The organism is Citrobacter sp. 506 (assembly GCF_050434985.1).
GTDB classification, from domain to species: Bacteria; Pseudomonadota; Gammaproteobacteria; order Enterobacterales; family Enterobacteriaceae; genus Citrobacter; species Citrobacter braakii.
In genome coordinates, this window is the sequence record NZ_JBNDJN010000006.1 from 1 (window position 1) to 18,356 (window position 18,356).

11 protein-coding genes and 3 tRNA genes are annotated in these 18,356 nt (G+C 54.2%); 10 read left to right on the forward strand and 4 right to left on the reverse strand.

All coding sequences use genetic code 11. From position 1 onward, the window contains the following. Positions 1–258: 258 nt before the first annotated feature. From ABIE10_RS19780 to recD, 8 genes are all read left to right on the forward strand, one after another. On the forward strand, positions 259–729 hold the full coding sequence (locus tag ABIE10_RS19780) for a prepilin peptidase-dependent protein (RefSeq protein ID WP_016157377.1): 471 nt from the start codon (positions 259–261) through the stop codon (positions 727–729). Continuing rightward, positions 720–1,283 carry a prepilin peptidase-dependent protein gene (locus ABIE10_RS19785; protein ID WP_047359084.1) on the forward strand — a complete coding sequence of 188 codons (564 nt, stop codon included), beginning with the start codon at positions 720–722 and terminating at the stop codon, positions 1,281–1,283. Before ABIE10_RS19780 ends, ABIE10_RS19785 begins: the two co-directional genes overlap by 10 nt. Continuing rightward, a complete protein-coding gene (locus tag ABIE10_RS19790) occupies positions 1,280–1,687 on the forward strand; it encodes a DUF2509 family protein (RefSeq protein ID WP_047499364.1) in 408 nt (135 codons plus the stop codon). The genes ABIE10_RS19785 and ABIE10_RS19790 overlap by 4 nt, the downstream gene beginning before the upstream one ends. After that, positions 1,672–1,995, forward strand: coding sequence for a prepilin-type N-terminal cleavage/methylation domain-containing protein (locus ABIE10_RS19795; RefSeq protein WP_141875602.1), 324 nt, complete (start codon positions 1,672–1,674; stop codon positions 1,993–1,995). The genes ABIE10_RS19790 and ABIE10_RS19795 overlap by 16 nt, the downstream gene beginning before the upstream one ends. Positions 1,996–2,007: 12 nt before the next feature. Further along, on the forward strand, positions 2,008–5,376 hold the full coding sequence (recC, locus tag ABIE10_RS19800) for an exodeoxyribonuclease V subunit gamma (RefSeq protein WP_259688475.1): 3,369 nt from the start codon (positions 2,008–2,010) through the stop codon (positions 5,374–5,376). A gap of 179 nt (positions 5,377–5,555) precedes the next feature. Further along, a complete protein-coding gene (gene ptrA / locus ABIE10_RS19805; protein WP_049282203.1) occupies positions 5,556–8,444 on the forward strand; it encodes a pitrilysin in 2,889 nt (962 codons plus the stop codon). Beyond that, positions 8,437–11,982 carry an exodeoxyribonuclease V subunit beta gene (recB, locus tag ABIE10_RS19810; RefSeq protein ID WP_429156805.1) on the forward strand — a complete coding sequence of 1,182 codons (3,546 nt, stop codon included), beginning with the start codon at positions 8,437–8,439 and terminating at the stop codon, positions 11,980–11,982. Before ptrA ends, recB begins: the two co-directional genes overlap by 8 nt. Then, on the forward strand, positions 11,979–13,799 hold the full coding sequence (gene recD / locus ABIE10_RS19815; RefSeq protein WP_429156807.1) for an exodeoxyribonuclease V subunit alpha: 1,821 nt from the start codon (positions 11,979–11,981) through the stop codon (positions 13,797–13,799). The genes recB and recD overlap by 4 nt, the downstream gene beginning before the upstream one ends. Positions 13,800–13,845: 46 nt before the next feature. Here the strand turns inward: recD and argA are convergent, their stop codons facing one another. Then, complete coding sequence (gene argA, locus ABIE10_RS19820; protein ID WP_008785703.1) at positions 13,846–15,177, reverse strand: amino-acid N-acetyltransferase; 1,332 nt, start codon at positions 15,175–15,177, stop codon at positions 13,846–13,848. 235 nt (positions 15,178–15,412) lie between these two features. On the opposite strand from argA, the gene amiC reads away from it, so the two are divergent. Beyond that, a complete protein-coding gene (gene amiC / locus ABIE10_RS19825) occupies positions 15,413–16,666 on the forward strand; it encodes an N-acetylmuramoyl-L-alanine amidase AmiC (protein WP_016154266.1) in 1,254 nt (417 codons plus the stop codon). 74 nt (positions 16,667–16,740) lie between these two features. On the opposite strand, the gene ABIE10_RS19830 is transcribed toward amiC, so the two are convergent. The 3 genes from ABIE10_RS19830 to ABIE10_RS19840 all read right to left on the reverse strand — a co-directional run bounded on the left by ABIE10_RS19830 (position 16,741) and on the right by ABIE10_RS19840 (position 17,039). Then, a tRNA-Met gene (locus ABIE10_RS19830) sits at positions 16,741–16,817 on the reverse strand. A 34-nt stretch (positions 16,818–16,851) separates the two neighbouring features. Further along, positions 16,852–16,928: transfer RNA gene (locus ABIE10_RS19835), tRNA-Met, on the reverse strand. Between the two features lie 34 nt (positions 16,929–16,962). Continuing rightward, positions 16,963–17,039 (reverse strand) — tRNA-Met (locus ABIE10_RS19840). A gap of 205 nt (positions 17,040–17,244) precedes the next feature. Between ABIE10_RS19840 and mltA the strand changes: the two genes are divergently transcribed. Next, positions 17,245–18,342, forward strand: coding sequence for a murein transglycosylase A (mltA, locus tag ABIE10_RS19845; RefSeq protein ID WP_019077597.1), 1,098 nt, complete (start codon positions 17,245–17,247; stop codon positions 18,340–18,342). Positions 18,343–18,356 lie beyond the last annotated feature (14 nt).

The following is an 18,356-nucleotide window of genomic DNA, read 5'->3' on the forward strand; positions in this document are numbered from 1 at the left end:
CGTTTACGGGCCGTAAGTAACGAAGTCTGATGCAAATGTCAGATCGTATGCGCCTGTTAGGGCGCGGCTGGTAACAGAGCCTTATAGGTGCATCCCTCCGGCTATGCCGGAGGATATTTATTTGTCTCAAATCGCGTTCTTCGGCGTGGGTTCCTGAAATATTGCAACGACCTGCAACGCGACAAATATTCCTCGTAGCTCGCCGTAGAAACCGAATTTCCCGCTCGTTATTCATTTTCCTCACGCCATACTGGCGACATGAAAAAACAACACGGCTACACGCTTCTCGAAACCCTGATTGCGATGCTGATCGTCGCGGCGCTTGGCGCCTCGGGGCTGTATGGTTGGCAGCGCTGGCAGCAGCAACAGCGGCTATGGCAAACCGCCATTCAGGTGCGAGATTACCTGCTGCAACTGCGTGAAGATGCTAACTGGCGTAACCGCGATCACGTCATCAGCGTGATTCGGGATGGCACATCCTGGTGTTTTGTCAGCTCTGCTGCTGTGCAAACCACGTGTCTACCCGTTTCGCCCTTGGTTTTTACACCGCCCTGGGACGATGTCGAAATGGCAGAGATAACGCCTTCACTGGCCTTTTTTGGTCTGCGCAATACGGCATGGGCTGGACATATTCGCCTGAAAAATACGACAGGGGAATGGCGCGTGGTGGTGTCTGGCTGGGGGCGAATCAGGCTTTGCGAGAAAGATGAGGCCAGGTTATGTCAGTAAATGAACGGGGCTTTTCACTCCTGGAGGTGCTGATTGCTATGGCGATTAGCAGCGTTTTATTGCTTAGCTCAGCGCGATTTTTACCCGCGCTGCAGCGAGAGATCCTGCGCAACACGCGCCAGTTAGCGCTTGAAGATGAAATATGGCAGCGGGTATACACCGTGGCGAAGCATCTTCAGCGGGCAGGGTATTGCCGCGGAAACTGTGTCGGAGAAGGGCTGGAGATATCGGCTAAGGGCGACTGTGTCATTGCGCGCTGGGATGCCAATAGCAACGGCATTTGGGAGAGCAGTCCCGCGAAAGAGGCCGATACGATTGGATTTCGTTTACAGGACAAGGTACTGGAGACCCTGCGGGGAGTAACGGACTGCAATGGAAAAGGGTGGGAGAAAATGTCCGATCCAGCCACGATACAGATTGAGGCATTTCAGGTTGAACGTCTGAATATCAGCGGATATTCCCCGCTCCTTACGCTGCGTTTGCGCGGAGTGAACAATGTCGAACCACAAAAGGTTATTGAAGCAGTCTACAGCGTGACAGGATTCAACCTGTGAACCGTGAGCGGGGCGTTTCATCTTTAGCGATGGTCCTGTTACTGCTGGTGCTCGGTAGCCTTCTGCTGCAAGGCGTTAGCAGGCAGGAGTCCCGTTTTGCTTCGCGAGTGGTCACGCAAAGTCAGGCTCTGCAGCGCCAGGCGGTGGTGCAATCTGCGATGGAATGGGGGCGTATGCAGCCCTGGCGCTTACAACTCGCCGCACAGTGTCGGCGTTATACCACGCAGGATGCCGCGGTTTGCCTGCGACTGCTTACTAATAATTTCGTGCTGCTTATAGTCCATTATGAAGGGGTATCGTTATGGCGGCAGGGGGCGATTATTGATGACAATATCGAATATTCGGCGCATGGCTGGAGCGATTTTTGTCCGCTAAAGGAGCAGGCACTATGTCAGATCCCCTGAACAGACAGCGTGGCTTTAGCCTGCCGGAAGTGATGCTGGCAATGGTGTTGATGATCATGATTGTGACCGCGCTGTCAGGATACCAGCGGGCGCTGATGAACAGCTTTATCATCAGAAACCAGTATCAGCAACTCTGGCGTCACGCCTGGCAGCAAACCCAGCTGTATCAGTTTTCATCGCCTTTGAACTGGCAGGTTAGCCGAATGCAGACAATGAGCGCGGGATGTGTCAGCATCAACGTTAAAATTTCTTCACCCTTGGGCAGGCAGGGTCAGATGACGCGTCTGCATTGCCCGAATCGTCAGTAGTCAGGAGTCGCTATGTTAAGGGTCTACCACTCCAATCGTCTGGATGTGCTGGAAGCGTTAATGGAATTTATCGTTGAGCGCGAGCGGCTGGACGACCCCTTTGAACCTGAGATGATCCTGGTTCAAAGTACCGGTATGGCGCAGTGGCTACAAATGACCCTTGCACAGAAGTTTAGTATTGCCGCCAACATCGATTTTCCGCTGCCCGCGAGTTTTATCTGGGATATGTTTGTGCGCGTGCTGCCGGATATCCCGAAAGAGAGCGCGTTCAGCAAACAGAGCATGAGCTGGAAGTTGATGACGCTGTTGCCGCAATTGTTGGATGGCGATGACTTCGCATTGCTGCGCCACTATCTGACGGACGACACCGATAAACGTAAGCTGTTTCAGCTTTCCTCGCGCGCGGCTGACCTCTTCGACCAGTATTTAGTCTATCGCCCTGAGTGGTTGACCCAGTGGGAAGCCGGGCGACTGGTTGAGGGACTCGGCGAATCTCAGGCCTGGCAGGCGCCGTTGTGGAAAGCGCTGGTGGAACACACCGAGGAATTGGGCCAGCCGCGCTGGCATCGCGCCAATTTATACCAACGATTTATTCAGACTCTGGAAAGTGCGTCCGAGTGCCCGCAGGGACTGCCTTCTCGCGTCTTTATTTGCGGCATTTCAGCGCTGCCGCCGGTTTATTTGCAGGCATTGCAGGCGCTGGGCAAGCACATTGATATTCATCTGCTGTTTACCAACCCTTGCCGCTACTACTGGGGAGATATAAAAGATCCCGCCTGGCTGGCGAAGCTGATGGCGCGTCAGCGTCGGCACAGCTTTGAAGAACGCCATCTGCCGCTGTTTCGCGATAGTCAGAAAGCCGAAGGATTGTTTAACAGCGATGGTGAACAGGATGTGGGCAACCCGATGCTGGCCTCGTGGGGCAAACTGGGGCGCGATTACATTTATTTGCTTTCAGAACTGGAAAATAGTCAGGAACTGGATGCGTTTGTCGATATTACGCCTGACAATCTTTTGCATAATATTCAATCGGATATTCTGGAACTTGAAAGCCATGCCGTGGCGGGTGTTACGCTGGAAGAGTATTCGCGTAGCGATAATAAACGACGGCTTGAGCTGAACGACACCAGCGTGACTTTCCATGTTTGTCATAGCCCACAGCGCGAGGTAGAAATTCTTCATGACCGCCTGCTGGCAATGCTGGAAGCGGATCCCACGCTGACGCCGCGCGATATTATTGTGATGGTGGCGGATATCGACAGCTACAGCCCGTTTATTCAGTCGGTCTTTGGCAGCGCACCAGCTGAGCGTTACTTACCTTATGCGATTTCCGACCGTCGGGCGCGCCAGTCTCATCCTGTCTTACAGGCCTTTATTAGCCTGCTGTCGCTGCCGGATAGCCGTTTTGTCTCAGAGGATGTGCTGGCATTACTGGATGTGCCCGTGCTGGCGGCGCGTTTCAATATCGATGAAGAAGGGCTGCGCTATCTTCGGTTATGGGTCAATGAATCCGGGATTCGCTGGGGAATTGACGACGATAACGTGCGTGAACTGGAACTTCCGCCTACAGGTCAGCATACCTGGCAATTTGGTTTAACGCGCATGCTGCTCGGCTACGCGATGGAAAGCGCGCAGGGCGAGTGGCAATCGGTATTGCCATACGATGAGTCCAACGGTTTGATTGCCGAGCTGGTAGGGCATCTGGCCTCGTTGCTGATGCAGCTCAATCTCTGGCGTAGAGGGTTAGCGCAGGAACGGCCGCTGGAAGAGTGGCTGCCCGTTTGTCGGGACATGCTTAATGATTTCTTCCTGCCGGATGCAGATACCGAAGCGGCGATGACGCTGATTGAACAGCAGTGGCAGGCCATTATCACTGAAGGTCTGGGGGCTGAGTATGGTGATGCCATACCGCTTTCTCTATTGCGTGATGAGCTGGCCCAGCGTCTTGACCAGGAGCGCATTAGCCAGCGCTTCCTGGCGGGGCCAGTTAACATTTGTACGCTGATGCCGATGCGCTCTATTCCTTTCAAGGTGGTGTGCCTGCTGGGTATGAACGATGGCGTTTATCCGCGTCAGCTTGCACCGTTGGGCTTTGATTTGATGAGTCAAAAACCGATGAGGGGCGATCGCAGCCGTCGCGATGATGACCGCTACCTGTTTCTTGAAGCATTGATTTCAGCACAGCAAACGCTCTACATCAGCTACATTGGCCGCTCCATTCAGGACAACAGCGAGCGCTTCCCGTCGGTACTGGTGCAGGAACTGATGGACTACATCGGGCAAAGCCACTATCTGCCGGGCGATGAATCGTTGACCTGCGATCAAAGCGAGGCCCGGGTAAAAGCACACATTACTCGTTTGCATACCCGTATGCCCTTTGATGCACAAAACTATCTGCCGGGCGAACAGCAAAGCTATGCCCGGGAATGGCTGCCTGCGGCGAGCCTGTCAGGAAAAGCGCACACGGATTTTGTCCAGACGCTTCCCTTTGAGATGCCTGAAACGCTGACGCTGGAAACGCTGCAGCGATTTTGGGCTCATCCGGTAAGGGCTTTTTTCCAGATGCGGCTGAGGGTCAACTTCCGCTCTGAAGAAAGTGAGATCCCGGAAACGGAACCGTTCACTCTTGAAGGATTAACCCGCTATCAGCTTAATCAGCAATTGCTTAACACGCTGGTTGAAGAGAAGGATGCTGAACAACTGTTTCGCCGTTTTCGTGCGGCGGGCACGCTTCCCTATGGGCCATTTGGCGAAATTCTGTGGGATACGCAGCGTCAGGAGATGCAGTCGCTGGCTGAACGCATTATCGCCTGTCGTCAGCCCTGTCAGAGTATGGAAATCGATCTTAACTGTAACGGCGTGCAAATCACCGGTTGGCTGCCACAGGTGCAAGAGGACGGTTTGTTGCGCTGGCGCCCATCTTTAATAAGCATTGCGCAGGGGGTGCAACTTTGGCTGGAACATCTTGTCTATTGTGCCAGTGGCGGTACGGGAGAGAGCCGGTTGTTCCTGCGTAAAGACGGGGAATGGCGTTTTCCGCCACTGGATGCAGAGCAGGCGCTGCTGTACCTGTCGCAGCTCATTGACGGGTATCGGGAAGGCATGTCGTCACCATTGCTGGTATTGCCCGAAAGCGGCGGCGCCTGGATAAAAACCTGTTATGACGCCGTAAATGATGCCATGTTAGATGACGATGCAACGTTGCAAAAAGCGCGCAGTAAGTTTCTGCAGGCCTATGAAGGCAACATGATGGTACGGGGTGAAGGTGATGATATCTGGTATCAGCGTCTTTGGCGTCAGCTGGATGCGGCTACGCTGGAGACCATTGTTTTACAGTCTCAGCGCTACCTGTTACCGATTTTTCGCTTTAATCAGTCATGATGATTGTATAAAAATTGCGCAGTTCGATGGCTTCCACTATGATGCGCATTCTGTCACGGACTGATTCTTACAAAGAGAGGATGCTGGCTCGTTCAGCACATAGTCTTGCCCTGTTCAGACCACGTATTTATGCGTGCTTTGCTGTGAACAGGTGAATACGTTAATGATGAGGTTTGTGAATGCCCCGCAGCACCTGGTTCAGCGCATTACTGTTGTTCGTCGCCCTTTGGGTTCCCGTAAGTCAGGCAGATACCGGTTGGCAGCCTTTAGCTGAAACCATCCGTAAAAGCGATAAAGACACCCGCCAGTATCAGGCCGTGCGCCTTGATAACGGCATGGTCGTGTTGCTGGTATCCGATCCTCAGGCCGTGAAATCCCTTTCTGCACTGGTGGTTCCCGTGGGCTCGCTGGAAGATCCGGACGAGCATCAGGGGCTGGCGCATTATCTCGAACACATGTGTCTGATGGGCTCGAAAAAATACCCACAGCCGGACAGTCTGGCTGAATTCCTGAAAATGCACGGCGGCAGCCACAATGCCAGCACCGCGCCTTACCGTACGGCCTTCTATCTTGAAGTCGAAAACGACGCGTTGGTGGGGGCGGTGGATCGCCTGGCGGACGCTATTGCCGATCCGTTGCTGGATAAAAAATATGCCGATCGTGAGCGTAACGCGGTTAACTCCGAGCTGACGCTGGCGCGTACCCGAGACGGGATGCGTATGGCGCAGGTGAGTGCTGAGACCATCAACCCGGCGCACCCTGGCTCGCGTTTCTCCGGCGGAAATCTCGAGACATTAAGCGATAAACCGGGAAACCCGGTGGTGCAGGCATTACAAAAATTTCATGAAAAGTACTACTCCGCGAACCTGATGAAGGCGGTGATTTATAGCAATAAGCCGCTGCCAGAGCTGGCGCGGATAGCTGCTGACACCTTTGGACGCGTACCGAACAGAAATATCGTAAAGCCTGAAATTACCGTACCGGTAGTCACCGACGCGCAAAAGGGCGTCATCATCCACTATGTTCCGGCAATGCCGCGTAAAGTACTGCGCGTCGAGTTTCGTATCGATAACAACAGCGCGCAGTTCCGCAGTAAAACCGATGAGCTGGTGACCTATCTGATTGGTAATCGTAGCCCTGGCACGTTGTCTGACTGGCTGCAAAAGCAGGGACTGGTTGAAGGTATTCGTGCGGATTCCGATCCGGTGGTCAATGGGAACAGCGGCGTGTTAGCCATTTCCGCGACGTTAACCGACAAAGGGCTGGCGAATCGCGATGAAGTTGTTGCGGCAATTTTCAGTTATCTCAATCTGTTACGCGATAAAGGCGTCGATAAACGCTATTTTGACGAACTGGCGCACGTACTGGATCTCGATTTCCGTTATCCCTCCATCACCCGTGATATGGACTACGTGGAATGGCTGGCTGATACCATGATCCGCGTTCCTGTCGAACATACGCTGGATGCGGTGAATATTGCCGACCAGTACGATGTGAAAGCCGTTGAGCAACGCCTGGCAATGATGACGCCACAGAATGCGCGTATCTGGTATATCAGTGCGAAAGAACCGCATAATAAAACCGCTTATTTTGTCGATGCGCCTTACCAGGTGGATAAAATCAGCGACAAAACCTTTGCCGACTGGCAGCAAAAAGCGCAGGGCATTGCGCTGTCGTTACCGGAGTTGAACCCCTACATTCCGGATGATTTCACGCTGATTAAAACGGATAAAAAATACGCGCACCCGGAACTGATCGTTGATGAGCCGGATCTACGCGTGGTGTATGCGCCGAGCCAGTATTTTGCCAGTGAGCCGAAGGCTGACGTCAGCGTGATCCTGCGTAACCCGAAGGCCATGGACAGCGCTCGCAACCAGGTATTATTCGCACTTAACGATTACCTGGCGGGGATTGCGCTCGATCAGTTAAGCAACCAGGCGTCGGTAGGTGGAATTGGTTTCTCTACCAACGCTAACAATGGGTTGATGCTTAACGCCAACGGCTATACCCAACGTCTGCCGCAGCTTTTTCAGGCGCTGCTGAGCGGCTATTTCAGCTACACCTCAACGGATGAACAGCTGGAACAGGCGAAATCCTGGTATGCCCAGATGATGGATTCTGCAGAGAAGGGTAAAGCCTACGATCAGGCAATTATGCCAGTGCAAATGCTTTCTCAGGTGCCGTACTTCTCACGCGATGAGCGCCGTAAGCTACTGCCTTCCATCACCCTGAAAGAGGTGATGGCGTACCGCGACGCCTTAAAAACCGGTGCGCGGCCTGAATTCCTGGTAATTGGTAATATGAGCGCCGCTCAGGCGACGACCATGGCGCGGGATATCCAACAACAGCTTGGCGCTAACGGGTCACAGTGGTGTCGCAATAAAGATGTGGTTGTGGACAAGAAGCAGTCCGTCATCTTTGAAAAAGCAGGCAGTAGCACGGACTCCGCGCTGGCGGCGGTATTTGTGCCAACCGGATACGATGAATACGCTAGTTCAGCCTACAGCGCCATGTTAGGGCAGATTGTTCAGCCGTGGTTCTACAATCAACTGCGTACTGAAGAGCAGTTAGGCTACGCTGTATTTGCTTTCCCAATGAGTATTGGCCGTCAGTGGGGAATGGGGTTCCTGCTGCAAAGCAATGATAAGCAGCCGTCTTACCTTTGGGAGCGTTATAAAGCGTTCTTCCCGACGGCGGAAGCGAAGCTGCGGGCGATGAAACCTGAAGAGTTTGCGCAAATTCAGCAGGCGATTATTGCGCAAATGCTGCAGGCGCCGCAAACGCTGGGGGAAGAAGCCTCACAGTTAAGCAAAGATTTTGATCGCGGCAATATGCGCTTCGATTCACGTGATAAAATAGTGGCTCAGATTAAACTGCTGACGCCGCAAAAACTTGCCGACTTCTTCCATCAGGCGGTGGTTGAGCCGCAAGGCATGGCGATACTGTCACAGGTTTCCGGCAGTCAGAACGGGAAAGCAGAATATGTGCACCCGGAAGGCTGGAAAGTGTGGCAGACAGTCAGCGCGTTGCAGCAAACCTTACCCCTGATGAGTGATAAGAATGAATGATGCCGCTGAGTCCCTTGATCCACTGCGCTTGCCCCTGACGGGCGAGCGCCTGATTGAAGCCTCTGCGGGCACCGGTAAAACCTTTACCATCGCCGCCCTGTATTTACGTTTACTGCTTGGACTGGGCGGCTCTGCCGCCTTTCCTCGTCCTCTGACCGTTGAAGAACTGCTCGTGGTCACCTTCACCGAGGCAGCCACCGAAGAGTTGCGCGGTCGAATTCGTAGCAACATTCATGAACTGCGAATTGCCTGCCTGCGTGAAAAGACCGACAACCCGCTATATGCCCGTTTGTTAGATGAAATCGCCGATAAAAAACAGGCCGCTCACTGGCTGCTATTGGCTGAAAGACAGATGGATGAAGCGGCGGTGTTTACCATCCACGGCTTTTGTCAGCGTATGCTCAGTCTCAACGCCTTTGAATCAGGCATGCTGTTCGAACAGCAACTGATAGAAGATGAATCGCTGCTGCGCTATCAGGCCTGTGCGGACTTCTGGCGTCGGCACTGCTATCCGCTACCCCGCGACATTGCGCAGGTGATTTTTGAAACGTGGAAAGGACCGCAGGCTCTGCTGAGAGACATCGATCGCTATCTGCAGGGGGAAGCGCCGGTCATCAAGGCTCCGCCGTCTGATGACGAAACGCTGGCTTCCCGGCACGAACAAATTCTCACGCGCATTAACCAGATCAAGCAGCAATGGCGTGAATCCGTTGATGAGCTGGATGGCCTGCTGGAAGCCTCCGGGATTGACCGGCGTAAATTTAATCGTGGTAACCAGGGCAAGTGGATCGAAAAGATCAGCGCATGGGCGCAAGAACAAACCCAAAGTTATCAGCTTCCTGACGCGCTGGAGAAATTCTCACAGCGTTTTCTGGAAGAGCGCACTAAAGCGGGCGGAATAACCCCTCAGCACCCGCTGTTTGTCGCTATTGATGAACTGCTTAGCGAACCGTTAACTCTCCGCGATCTGGTGATCACCCGGGCGCTGGCGGAGATCCGTTCGGCGGTTGCCGAGGAGAAACGACGCCGCGGTGAGCTAGGCTTTGACGATATGCTCAGCCGTCTGGATGCGGCGTTGCGCAGTGAAAGCGGCGATGCCCTGGCGACGGCTATCCGTACCCGTTTTCCGGTCGCGATGATCGATGAATTTCAGGATACCGATCCGCAGCAGTACCGTATTTTTCGCCGGATCTGGCAGCATCAGCCGGATACCGCACTGCTGCTGATTGGCGACCCAAAACAGGCGATTTACGCGTTTCGCGGCGCGGATATCTTCACCTATATGAAGGCGCGCAGCGAGGTCAGCGCACACTATACGCTCGATACCAACTGGCGTTCGGCCCCCGGCATGGTCAATAGCGTAAATACGCTTTTCAGCCAGATGGATGACGCCTTTATGTTCCGCGAAATCCCCTTTAGCCCGGTAAAATTTGCAGAAAAAAACCAGTCGTTTCGGTTTGTTTTACATGGTGAGACACAGCCAGCCATGAGCATGTGGCTGATGGAAGGGGAAAGCTGCGGCGTAGGCGATTATCAGAACTACATGGCCCAGGTGTGCGCCACGCAAATTCGCGACTGGCTTAAGGCCGGGCAGTCAGGCGCTGCGCAACTGGTCAGTGGTAAAACATCCAGTCCGGTACGTGCATCGGACATCAGCGTACTGGTTCGTAGCCGCCTGGAGGCGGCACTGGTCCGTGATGCGCTGACGCAGCTGGCAATTCCCTCCGTCTACCTTTCCAACCGTGACAGCGTATTTGAAACGCTGGAAGCGCGGGAGTTGCTGTGGGTGCTGCAGGCGGTGATGACGCCGGAACGTGAGAACACGCTGCGTAGCGCGCTGGCGACCTCAATGATGGGGCTGAATGCGCAGGATCTTGAAGCCTTAAATAACGACGAAAATGCCTGGGATGCGGTGGTCGAAGAGTTTGATGGCTATCGTCAGATCTGGCATAAACGCGGCGTGATGCCGATGCTGCGCGCGCTGATGACAACCCGCCAGATTGCGGAAAACCTGCTGGCGACGGCGGGGGGCGAACGCCGCCTGACCGATATTTTACATATCAGCGAACTGTTGCAGGAAGCGGGCTCGCAGCTGGAAAGCGAGCATGCGCTGGTGCGCTGGCTGTCCCAGCATATTCTTGAACCCGACAGCAACGCGTCCAGCCAGCAGCTCAGGCTGGAAAGCGACAAGCATCTGGTCAAAATCGTCACTATCCATAAATCTAAAGGGCTGGAGTATCCGCTGGTCTGGTTGCCGTTTATCACGAATTTCCGCGTCCAGGATCAGGCTTTCTACCACGATCGCAGCTCTTTTGAAGCCGTGCTGGATCTCAGCGATGCCGAGGAGAGCGTTGAGCTGGCTGAAGCGGAGCGTCTGGCGGAAGACCTGCGTTTGCTCTATGTCGCGCTAACCCGTTCGGTATGGCACTGCAGCCTTGGCGTTGCGCCGTTGGTGCGACGTCGGGGCGATAAAAAAGGGGATACCGATGTGCATCACAGCGCCCTTGGTCGCCTGTTGCAAAAAGGTGAGCCGATGGATGCCGCGGGTCTGCGTAGTGCGATTGAAGCGTTGTGCAGTGATGATATTGCCTGCCAGACGCCTGCACAGCCTGACGGTGAACGCTGGCAAGTTGCGCAGACTGTTATCTGCGAACTGAGTGCGAAAATACTGCAGCGTACGCCCGGCGATAGCTGGCGCGTGACCAGTTATTCCGGTCTGCAACAGCGTGGGCATGGAATCGCGCAGGATCTGATCCCGCGACTGGATATTGATGCCGCAGGCGTTGGTGAGGTTATTGAAGAGTCAGGGCTAACACCGCATCAGTTCCCGCGCGGCGCTTCGCCAGGTACATTCTTGCATAGCCTGTTTGAAGATCTCGACTTTACTCAATCGGTAGATCCGAGTTGGGTCGAGGAAAAACTGGCGTTGGGCGGTTATGACGCGCACTGGACGCCGGTTTTGACCGAATGGCTGGATGCCATTTTGCAGGCGCCTCTCAACGAGACGGGCGTGAGTTTGAGCCATCTTTCCGCGCGTGAAAAACAGGTGGAGATGGAGTTTTACCTGCCGATTTCGCAGCCGCTGATGGCCAGCCAACTTGATGCGTTAATTCGCCAATACGATCCGCTCTCCGCGGGGTGCCCTGCGTTGGAATTTATGCAGGTACGCGGCATGCTGAAAGGATTTATTGACCTGGTTTTCCGCCACCAGGGGCGTTATTACCTTCTCGATTACAAATCGAACTGGCTGGGGGAAGACAGCTCAGCGTATACGCAGCAGGCGATGGCCTCTGCCATGCAGGCGCATCGCTACGACCTGCAGTATCAACTTTATACCCTGGCGCTGCATCGCTACTTGCGCCATCGCATTGCTGATTACGATTATGAATGCCATTTTGGCGGCGTTATCTATCTCTTCTTGCGTGGCATTGACAGTGAAAATCCGCAACAGGGAATTTACGCGACCCGACCTGACGGGGAGTTAATCACCTTGATGGACGAGATGTTTGTCGGTGCGCCACTGGAGGAGATGTCATGACAATCCAGAAACGATTACTGGAAGCTGTGGAGCAAAAACAGCTCCGGCCTCTGGATGCCCAGTTTGCGCTGGCGGTTGCCGGAAATGACAACCCTGCCGTTGCGCTGGCGGCGGCGTTGCTCAGTCGTGAAGCAGGAGAAGGGCACGTCTGCTTACCACTTTCGCGGTTATCCCTGAGCGAGGATGCCCATCCCCTTTTAAGCGCCTGGCTCGCTGAAGTGGGGGAGCCAGAAGACTGGACGGAATGTCTGCTGGCCTCCGGGGCGGTAAGCCGTGGTGAGCAACCCACGCCGCTGGTGCTGCACGGCGATCGCTTGTATCTGAACCGGATGTGGCATAACGAACGGGCGGTGGCTCGCTTTTTCAGTGAAGTTAACCATGCCATTGAGGTGGATGAACAACGGCTTACCCACACGCTGGCGGCGTTGTTTCCACCAGCGGAAGGTGTTAACTGGCAAAAAGTGGCCGCTGCGGTGGCGTTGACCCGTCGTATATCGGTGATCTCCGGCGGGCCGGGGACCGGAAAAACGACAACAGTGGCGAGGCTTTTGGCGGCGTTGATTCAGATGGCGGAGGGAGAACGCTGCCGTATTCGTCTGGCGGCTCCTACTGGAAAGGCGGCAGCGCGCCTGACTGCCTCGCTGGGCGCAGCGCTACGAGAACTGCCGTTAACCGAAGAGCAAAAGAAACGCATTCCCGATGACGCCAGTACGTTGCATCGATTATTAGGCGCTCAGCCAGGCAGTCAGCGCCTGCGCCATCATGCGGGAAACCCGCTGCATCTGGATGTGCTGGTGGTGGATGAAGCCTCGATGATTGATTTGCCGATGATGTCGCGCCTTATCGATGCGCTGCCGCCGCACGGGCGGGTGATTTTTCTTGGCGATCGTGACCAGCTCGCTTCCGTCGAAGCGGGGGCGGTGCTGGGGGATATCTGTGCTTTCGTCGGTAACGGGTTTACCCCGGAACGCGCCCGCCAGCTCAGTCGTCTGACCGGAAGCGCTATTCCGGCAGGTCCGGGAACTCAGGCCGCCGCTTTGCGCGACAGTTTGTGTCTTCTGCAAAAGAGTTACCGTTTCGGTAGTGATTCCGGAATCGGTCAGTTGGCTGCTGCGATTAATCGTGGTGACAAAGCCGCGCTCAAAACGGTCTTCCAGCAGGGGTTTAGCGACATCGAAAAACGCACGCTACATAGCAGCGAAGATTACGCCGCGATGCTGGATGAGGCGCTGGCGGGTTATGGGCACTATCTGGATTTACTGCGTGAGGGCGCTGAGCCGGAAGCTGTCATTCAGGCCTTCAATGAGTTTCAGCTGTTGTGCGCCCTGCGTGAAGGTCCGTTTGGCGTGGGTGGTTTGAATGAACGCCTTGAGCAAGTGATGGCGCAAAAACGTAAAATTCATCGTTCAACGCATAGCCGCTGGTATGAGGGAAGGCCGGTGATGATCGCGCGCAATGACAGTTCGCTGGGATTATTTAACGGTGATATCGGCATTGCCCTCGATCGTGGACAGGGCCTGAGGGTGTGGTTTGCGCTGCCGGACGGTTCTATCAAATCAGTCCAGCCCAGTCGCTTACCTGAACATGAAACCACCTGGGCGATGACCGTGCACAAATCGCAGGGATCTGAGTTTGACCATGCGGCGTTGATTTTACCCAGCCAGCATTCACCCGTGGTTACCCGCGAGCTGGTCTATACCGCCGTCACCCGCGCGCGCCGGCGTCTGTCACTGTATGCCGATGAGCGGATATTAAGTAACGCCATTGCCACCCGCACCGAACGTCGCAGCGGATTGGCGGCGTTGTTTAATCAATAAAATTCGTTGCCGGATAAGGCATTTATACCGCATCCGGCAACGACCACTACCCCAAATCCGCCATCAGCACCTTTGACCGCCGCTGATAGTTGTACATCTCTTTCTTGCTTTCCGGCAGCAGGTCGATATCTACCGGCGTGAAACCACGTTCCTGGAACCAGTGAATGCTGCGCGTGGTCAGCACGAACAGTTTGCTCAGTCCCATTTGCCGGGCCTGCGCGGCGATCCGCTCCAGCAATACTTCCCCGCGCGATGAGCTACGGTAGTCCGGATGCACCGCCACGCACGCCATTTCGCCAATTCTCTCCTCCGGGAAAGGGTACAGAGCGGCGCAGGCGATGGTCAGGTTATCGCGCTGAATAATCGTGAATTTGTCGATCTCCATTTCCAGTTGTTCGCGGGAGCGACGTACCAGAATGCCTTGCTGCTCCAGCGGGCGGATCAGCTCCAGAATCCCGCCGATATCGTTAATGGTAGCGCGGCGGATCTGCTCGGCGCTTTCCATTACGATCTGCGTACCGATCCCGTCACGGGAGAACAGTTCCTGCAGCAATGCGCCATCTTCCTGATAGCTGATCAGATGGCAGCGCCGTACCCCACTGCGACAGGCTTTCACTGCCCCACGCAGGAAGCGCACTGTGCCGGAGCTGTAATCGCCTTTCTCTTCCTGCAACTCAACGCGCGCCTGGGCTTCGTTAGGAAACAGCTCGGAAATAATATCGCCATCATCGTTGGTGACGCCCTGAGAGGAGCAAAAGCCGATCATTTTCTCTGCCTTCAGTTTGATAGCCAACTGCGTGGCGACCTCTTCTGAAGTCAGGTTAAAGCTCTCACCGGTGACGGAAACGGCGACCGGACCCATCAGCACAATCGCGCCACTGTCTAACTGACGGTGAATGGCATCTTCATCAATACGACGAATACGTCCGCTATGGCAGTAATCCACGCCGTCATCAACGCCCAGCGGCTGGGAGATAATAAAATTACCGCTGACCACATTGATGTGCGCCCCCTGCAATGGCGTATTATTCAGGCTCATTGACAGGCGGGCGGTAATATCAAGCTGAAGTAACCCTGCCGCCTGTTTGACCAGCTCCAGGGTTTTAGCGTCGGTAACGCGCGTATTCTTGTGGTACACCGGTTCATGATGATGCGCCGCAAGATTGGCATCAATCTGCGGTCGTGCGCCATAGACCACGACAAGGCGGATGCCGAGGCTATGAAGAAGGCCAATGTCATTGACGATACTGGAAAAGTTTTCATGCTCGATGGCTTCGCCGCCCAGCATAATGACAAACGTCTTTCCCCGATGGGTATTGATATAGGGAACAGAATGGCGGAATCCCTGTACCAGTTCGGTTCTACGCTCCTTCACCACGGCACACCCTCATTGCATGATTATTCGTAATTTGTGTATTTTTATTCTGTTTTGACGCTGTGCGCAAGCGTAATTTTTACCCATGCCGAAGATTTTTCTCAGTAATGCCGTGAATATAAAAAGAATGTTTACCCTTTTATAGATGACAGATTATGCGTCATTCGCTAAAGTTTCCGGTCAATTCAGACGTTTTACGTATTACCTCAATAAAGATTTCTTTTTGCTCGGGAGAAGCATGTCGGGATCCAATTCAGCAATCAGTCGCCGCCGTTTACTGAAAGGTGCGGGTGCTATGTGGCTTTTGAGCGTCAGCCAGGTTGGTCTGGCTGCCATGAGTCAGGTCGTTGCCGTACGTGTCTGGCCAGCGTCCAGCTACACCCGCGTCACGGTAGAATCTAACCGTCTGCTGAAATACAAACAGTTTGCCCTGAGTAATCCTGAGCGTGTGGTTGTGGATATTGAAGGCGTTAATTTGAACTCGGTGCTCAAGGGCATGGGTGCGCAGATCCGTCCTGACGATCCGTATATTAAATCGGCGCGTGTCGGGCAGTTTGACCCACAGACCGTGCGGATGGTGTTCGAGCTGAAACAGAATGTGAAGCCGCAACTTTTTGCGCTGGCTCCGGTGGCGGGCTTTAAAGAACGTCTGGTGATGGATCTCTATCCTGCGAATGCCCAGGATGTTCAGGATCCGCTGCTGGCGTTGCTGGAAGAATACAACAAGGGCGATCTGGACAAACAGGTGCCGCCTGCGCAAAGTGGCCCGCAGCCGGGTAAAGCGGGGCGCGATCGTCCCATTGTCATTATGCTCGACCCAGGGCATGGCGGAGAGGACTCCGGTGCGGTGGGGAAATACAAGACGCGTGAAAAAGATGTGGTGCTGCAGATTGCCCGACGCCTGCGAGCCCTCATAGAGAAAGAGGGCAACATGAAGGTCTTTATGACGCGAAATGAAGATATCTTCATTCCGCTTAAAGTCCGCGTGGCGAAAGCGCAGAAGCAGCGTGCAGACCTGTTTGTCTCTATCCATGCTGATGCATTCACCAGTCGACAGCCCAGAGGTTCGTCGGTATTTGCGCTCTCGACTAAAGGGGCGACCAGCACCGCCGCGAAATATCTGGCGCAAACTCAGAACGCCTCGGATTTGATTGGCGGCGTCAGCAAGAGCGGCGATCGCTACGTCGACCATACCATGTTCGATATGGTGCAATCGCTGACCATCGCCGACAGCCTGAAGTTTGGTAAAGCGGTATTGAATAAGCTCGGTAAAGTTAACAATCTGCATAAGAACCAGGTTGAACAAGCCGGGTTTGCGGTACTAAAAGCGCCGGATATTCCGTCTATTCTGGTGGAAACCGCATTTATCAGTAACGTTGAGGAAGAGCGCAAGCTCAAAACTGCGACCTTCCAGCAGGAAGTTGCAGAGTCGATTCTGGCGGGGATCAAAGCCTACTTTGCCGATGGTGCGACGCTGGCGAGAAGGGGATAACAAAAAAGCGCTGAAAAGCGCTTTTTTTATGGACCGCAGATACAAAAAAACACCCTTTAGGGTGTTTATAATGTTGGTTGCGGGGGCCGGATTTGAACCGACGACCTTCGGGTTATGAGCCCGACGAGCTACCAGGCTGCTCCACCCCGCGTCACCGTACTGCTTTATATTTTATCAAATTTGATTGGTTGCGGGGGCCGGATTTGAACCGACGACCTTCGGGTTATGAGCCCGACGAGCTACCAGGCTGCTCCACCCCGCGTCACCGTACTGCTTTTATTTCATCAAATTTTAATTGGTTGCGGGGGCCAGATTTGAACTGACGACCTTCGGGTTATGAGCCCGACGAGCTACCAAGCTGCTCCACCCCGCGTCCGTGGATGCGCACTATACTCTGCTCGCATTTTCATGCAACCCTTTTTTCACCTTGATCACGTTTTTAAGGTGAAAATGAACAAAAACAACGCATTCTGGATTGTTTTTTGCTCAAAATTTGCGTTCGGGTATGTATACGCATTTCATTAGGTTCGGGGGTTTGTTATCTTCGTCTCGCATTCAGGCAACATAAGACGAGAACAATGAAAGGACGTTGGGCAAAATATCTTCTGGCGGGAGCAGTCGTCGCGATGCTCGCCGCGTGTTCCTCAAAACCCACCGATCGTGGGCAGCAGTATAAAGACGGGAAATTTACCCAGCCTTTCTCACTGGTGAACCAGCCTGATGCGGTTGGCGCACCAATCAATGCCGGTGATTTCGCCGAGCAGGTTAATCAAATTCGCAGCGCTTCGCCACGTTTGTACGGCAACCAGAGCAACGTTTACAACGCTATCCAGCAGTGGTTACGTGCAGGCGGTGATACGCGCAGTATGCGCCAGTTTGGTATTGATGCCTGGCAAATGGAAGGGGCGGACAACTACGGTAACGTCCAGTTTACCGGTTACTACACGCCGGTTATTCAGGCGCGCCATACGCGCCAGGGCGAGTTTCAGTATCCTATCTATCGCATGCCGCCAAAACGTGGGCGCTTACCAAGCCGTGCCGAGATTTACGCGGGTGCGCTGAGCGACAACTACATTCTGGCATACAGCAACTCCCTGATGGATAACTTCATTATGGATGTGCAGGGCAGTGGTTACATCGATTTTGGCGATGGCAGTCCGCTTAACTTCTTTAGCTATTCCGGGAAAAACGGCCACGCCTATCGCAGCATCGGTAAGGTGCTTATCGATCGTGGCGAAGTGAAAAAAGAAGATATGTCGATGCAGGCTATTCGCCATTGGGGTGAAACGCACAGCGAAGCCGAAGTGCGTGAGCTGTTGGAGCAGAACCCATCGTTTGTCTTCTTTAAACCGCAATCTTTTGCACCGGTCAAAGGGGCCAGCGCGGTACCGTTGATTGGCCGCGCGTCTGTGGCTTCTGACCGCAGTATCATTCCGGCGGGCACAACATTGCTGGCGGAAGTCCCGTTACTGGACAATAACGGCAAGTTTACCGGCCAGTACGAACTGCGCCTGATGGTGGCGTTAGATGTGGGTGGCGCTATTAAAGGGCAACACTTCGATATCTATCAGGGCATTGGTGCTGACGCCGGACACCGTGCGGGGTGGTATAATCACTACGGTCGCGTCTGGGTACTGAAAACAGCGCCGGGTACGGGTAACGTGTTCAGCGGTTAATAGCCGGATGGCGC

Coding starts and splice junctions, on each gene's coding strand:
- ABIE10_RS19780 (WP_016157377.1), top strand. CDS start 259: ATGAAAAAACAACACGGCTACACGCTTCTCGAAACCCTGATTGCGATG.
- ptrA (WP_049282203.1), top strand. CDS start 5,556: ATGCCCCGCAGCACCTGGTTCAGCGCATTACTGTTGTTCGTCGCCCTT.
- recB (WP_429156805.1), top strand. CDS start 8,437: ATGAATGATGCCGCTGAGTCCCTTGATCCACTGCGCTTGCCCCTGACG.
- ABIE10_RS19795 (WP_141875602.1), top strand. CDS start 1,672: ATGTCAGATCCCCTGAACAGACAGCGTGGCTTTAGCCTGCCGGAAGTG.
- mltA (WP_019077597.1), top strand. CDS start 17,245: ATGAAAGGACGTTGGGCAAAATATCTTCTGGCGGGAGCAGTCGTCGCG.
- recC (WP_259688475.1), top strand. CDS start 2,008: ATGTTAAGGGTCTACCACTCCAATCGTCTGGATGTGCTGGAAGCGTTA.
- ABIE10_RS19785 (WP_047359084.1), top strand. CDS start 720: ATGTCAGTAAATGAACGGGGCTTTTCACTCCTGGAGGTGCTGATTGCT.
- recD (WP_429156807.1), top strand. CDS start 11,979: ATGACAATCCAGAAACGATTACTGGAAGCTGTGGAGCAAAAACAGCTC.
- amiC (WP_016154266.1), top strand. CDS start 15,413: ATGTCGGGATCCAATTCAGCAATCAGTCGCCGCCGTTTACTGAAAGGT.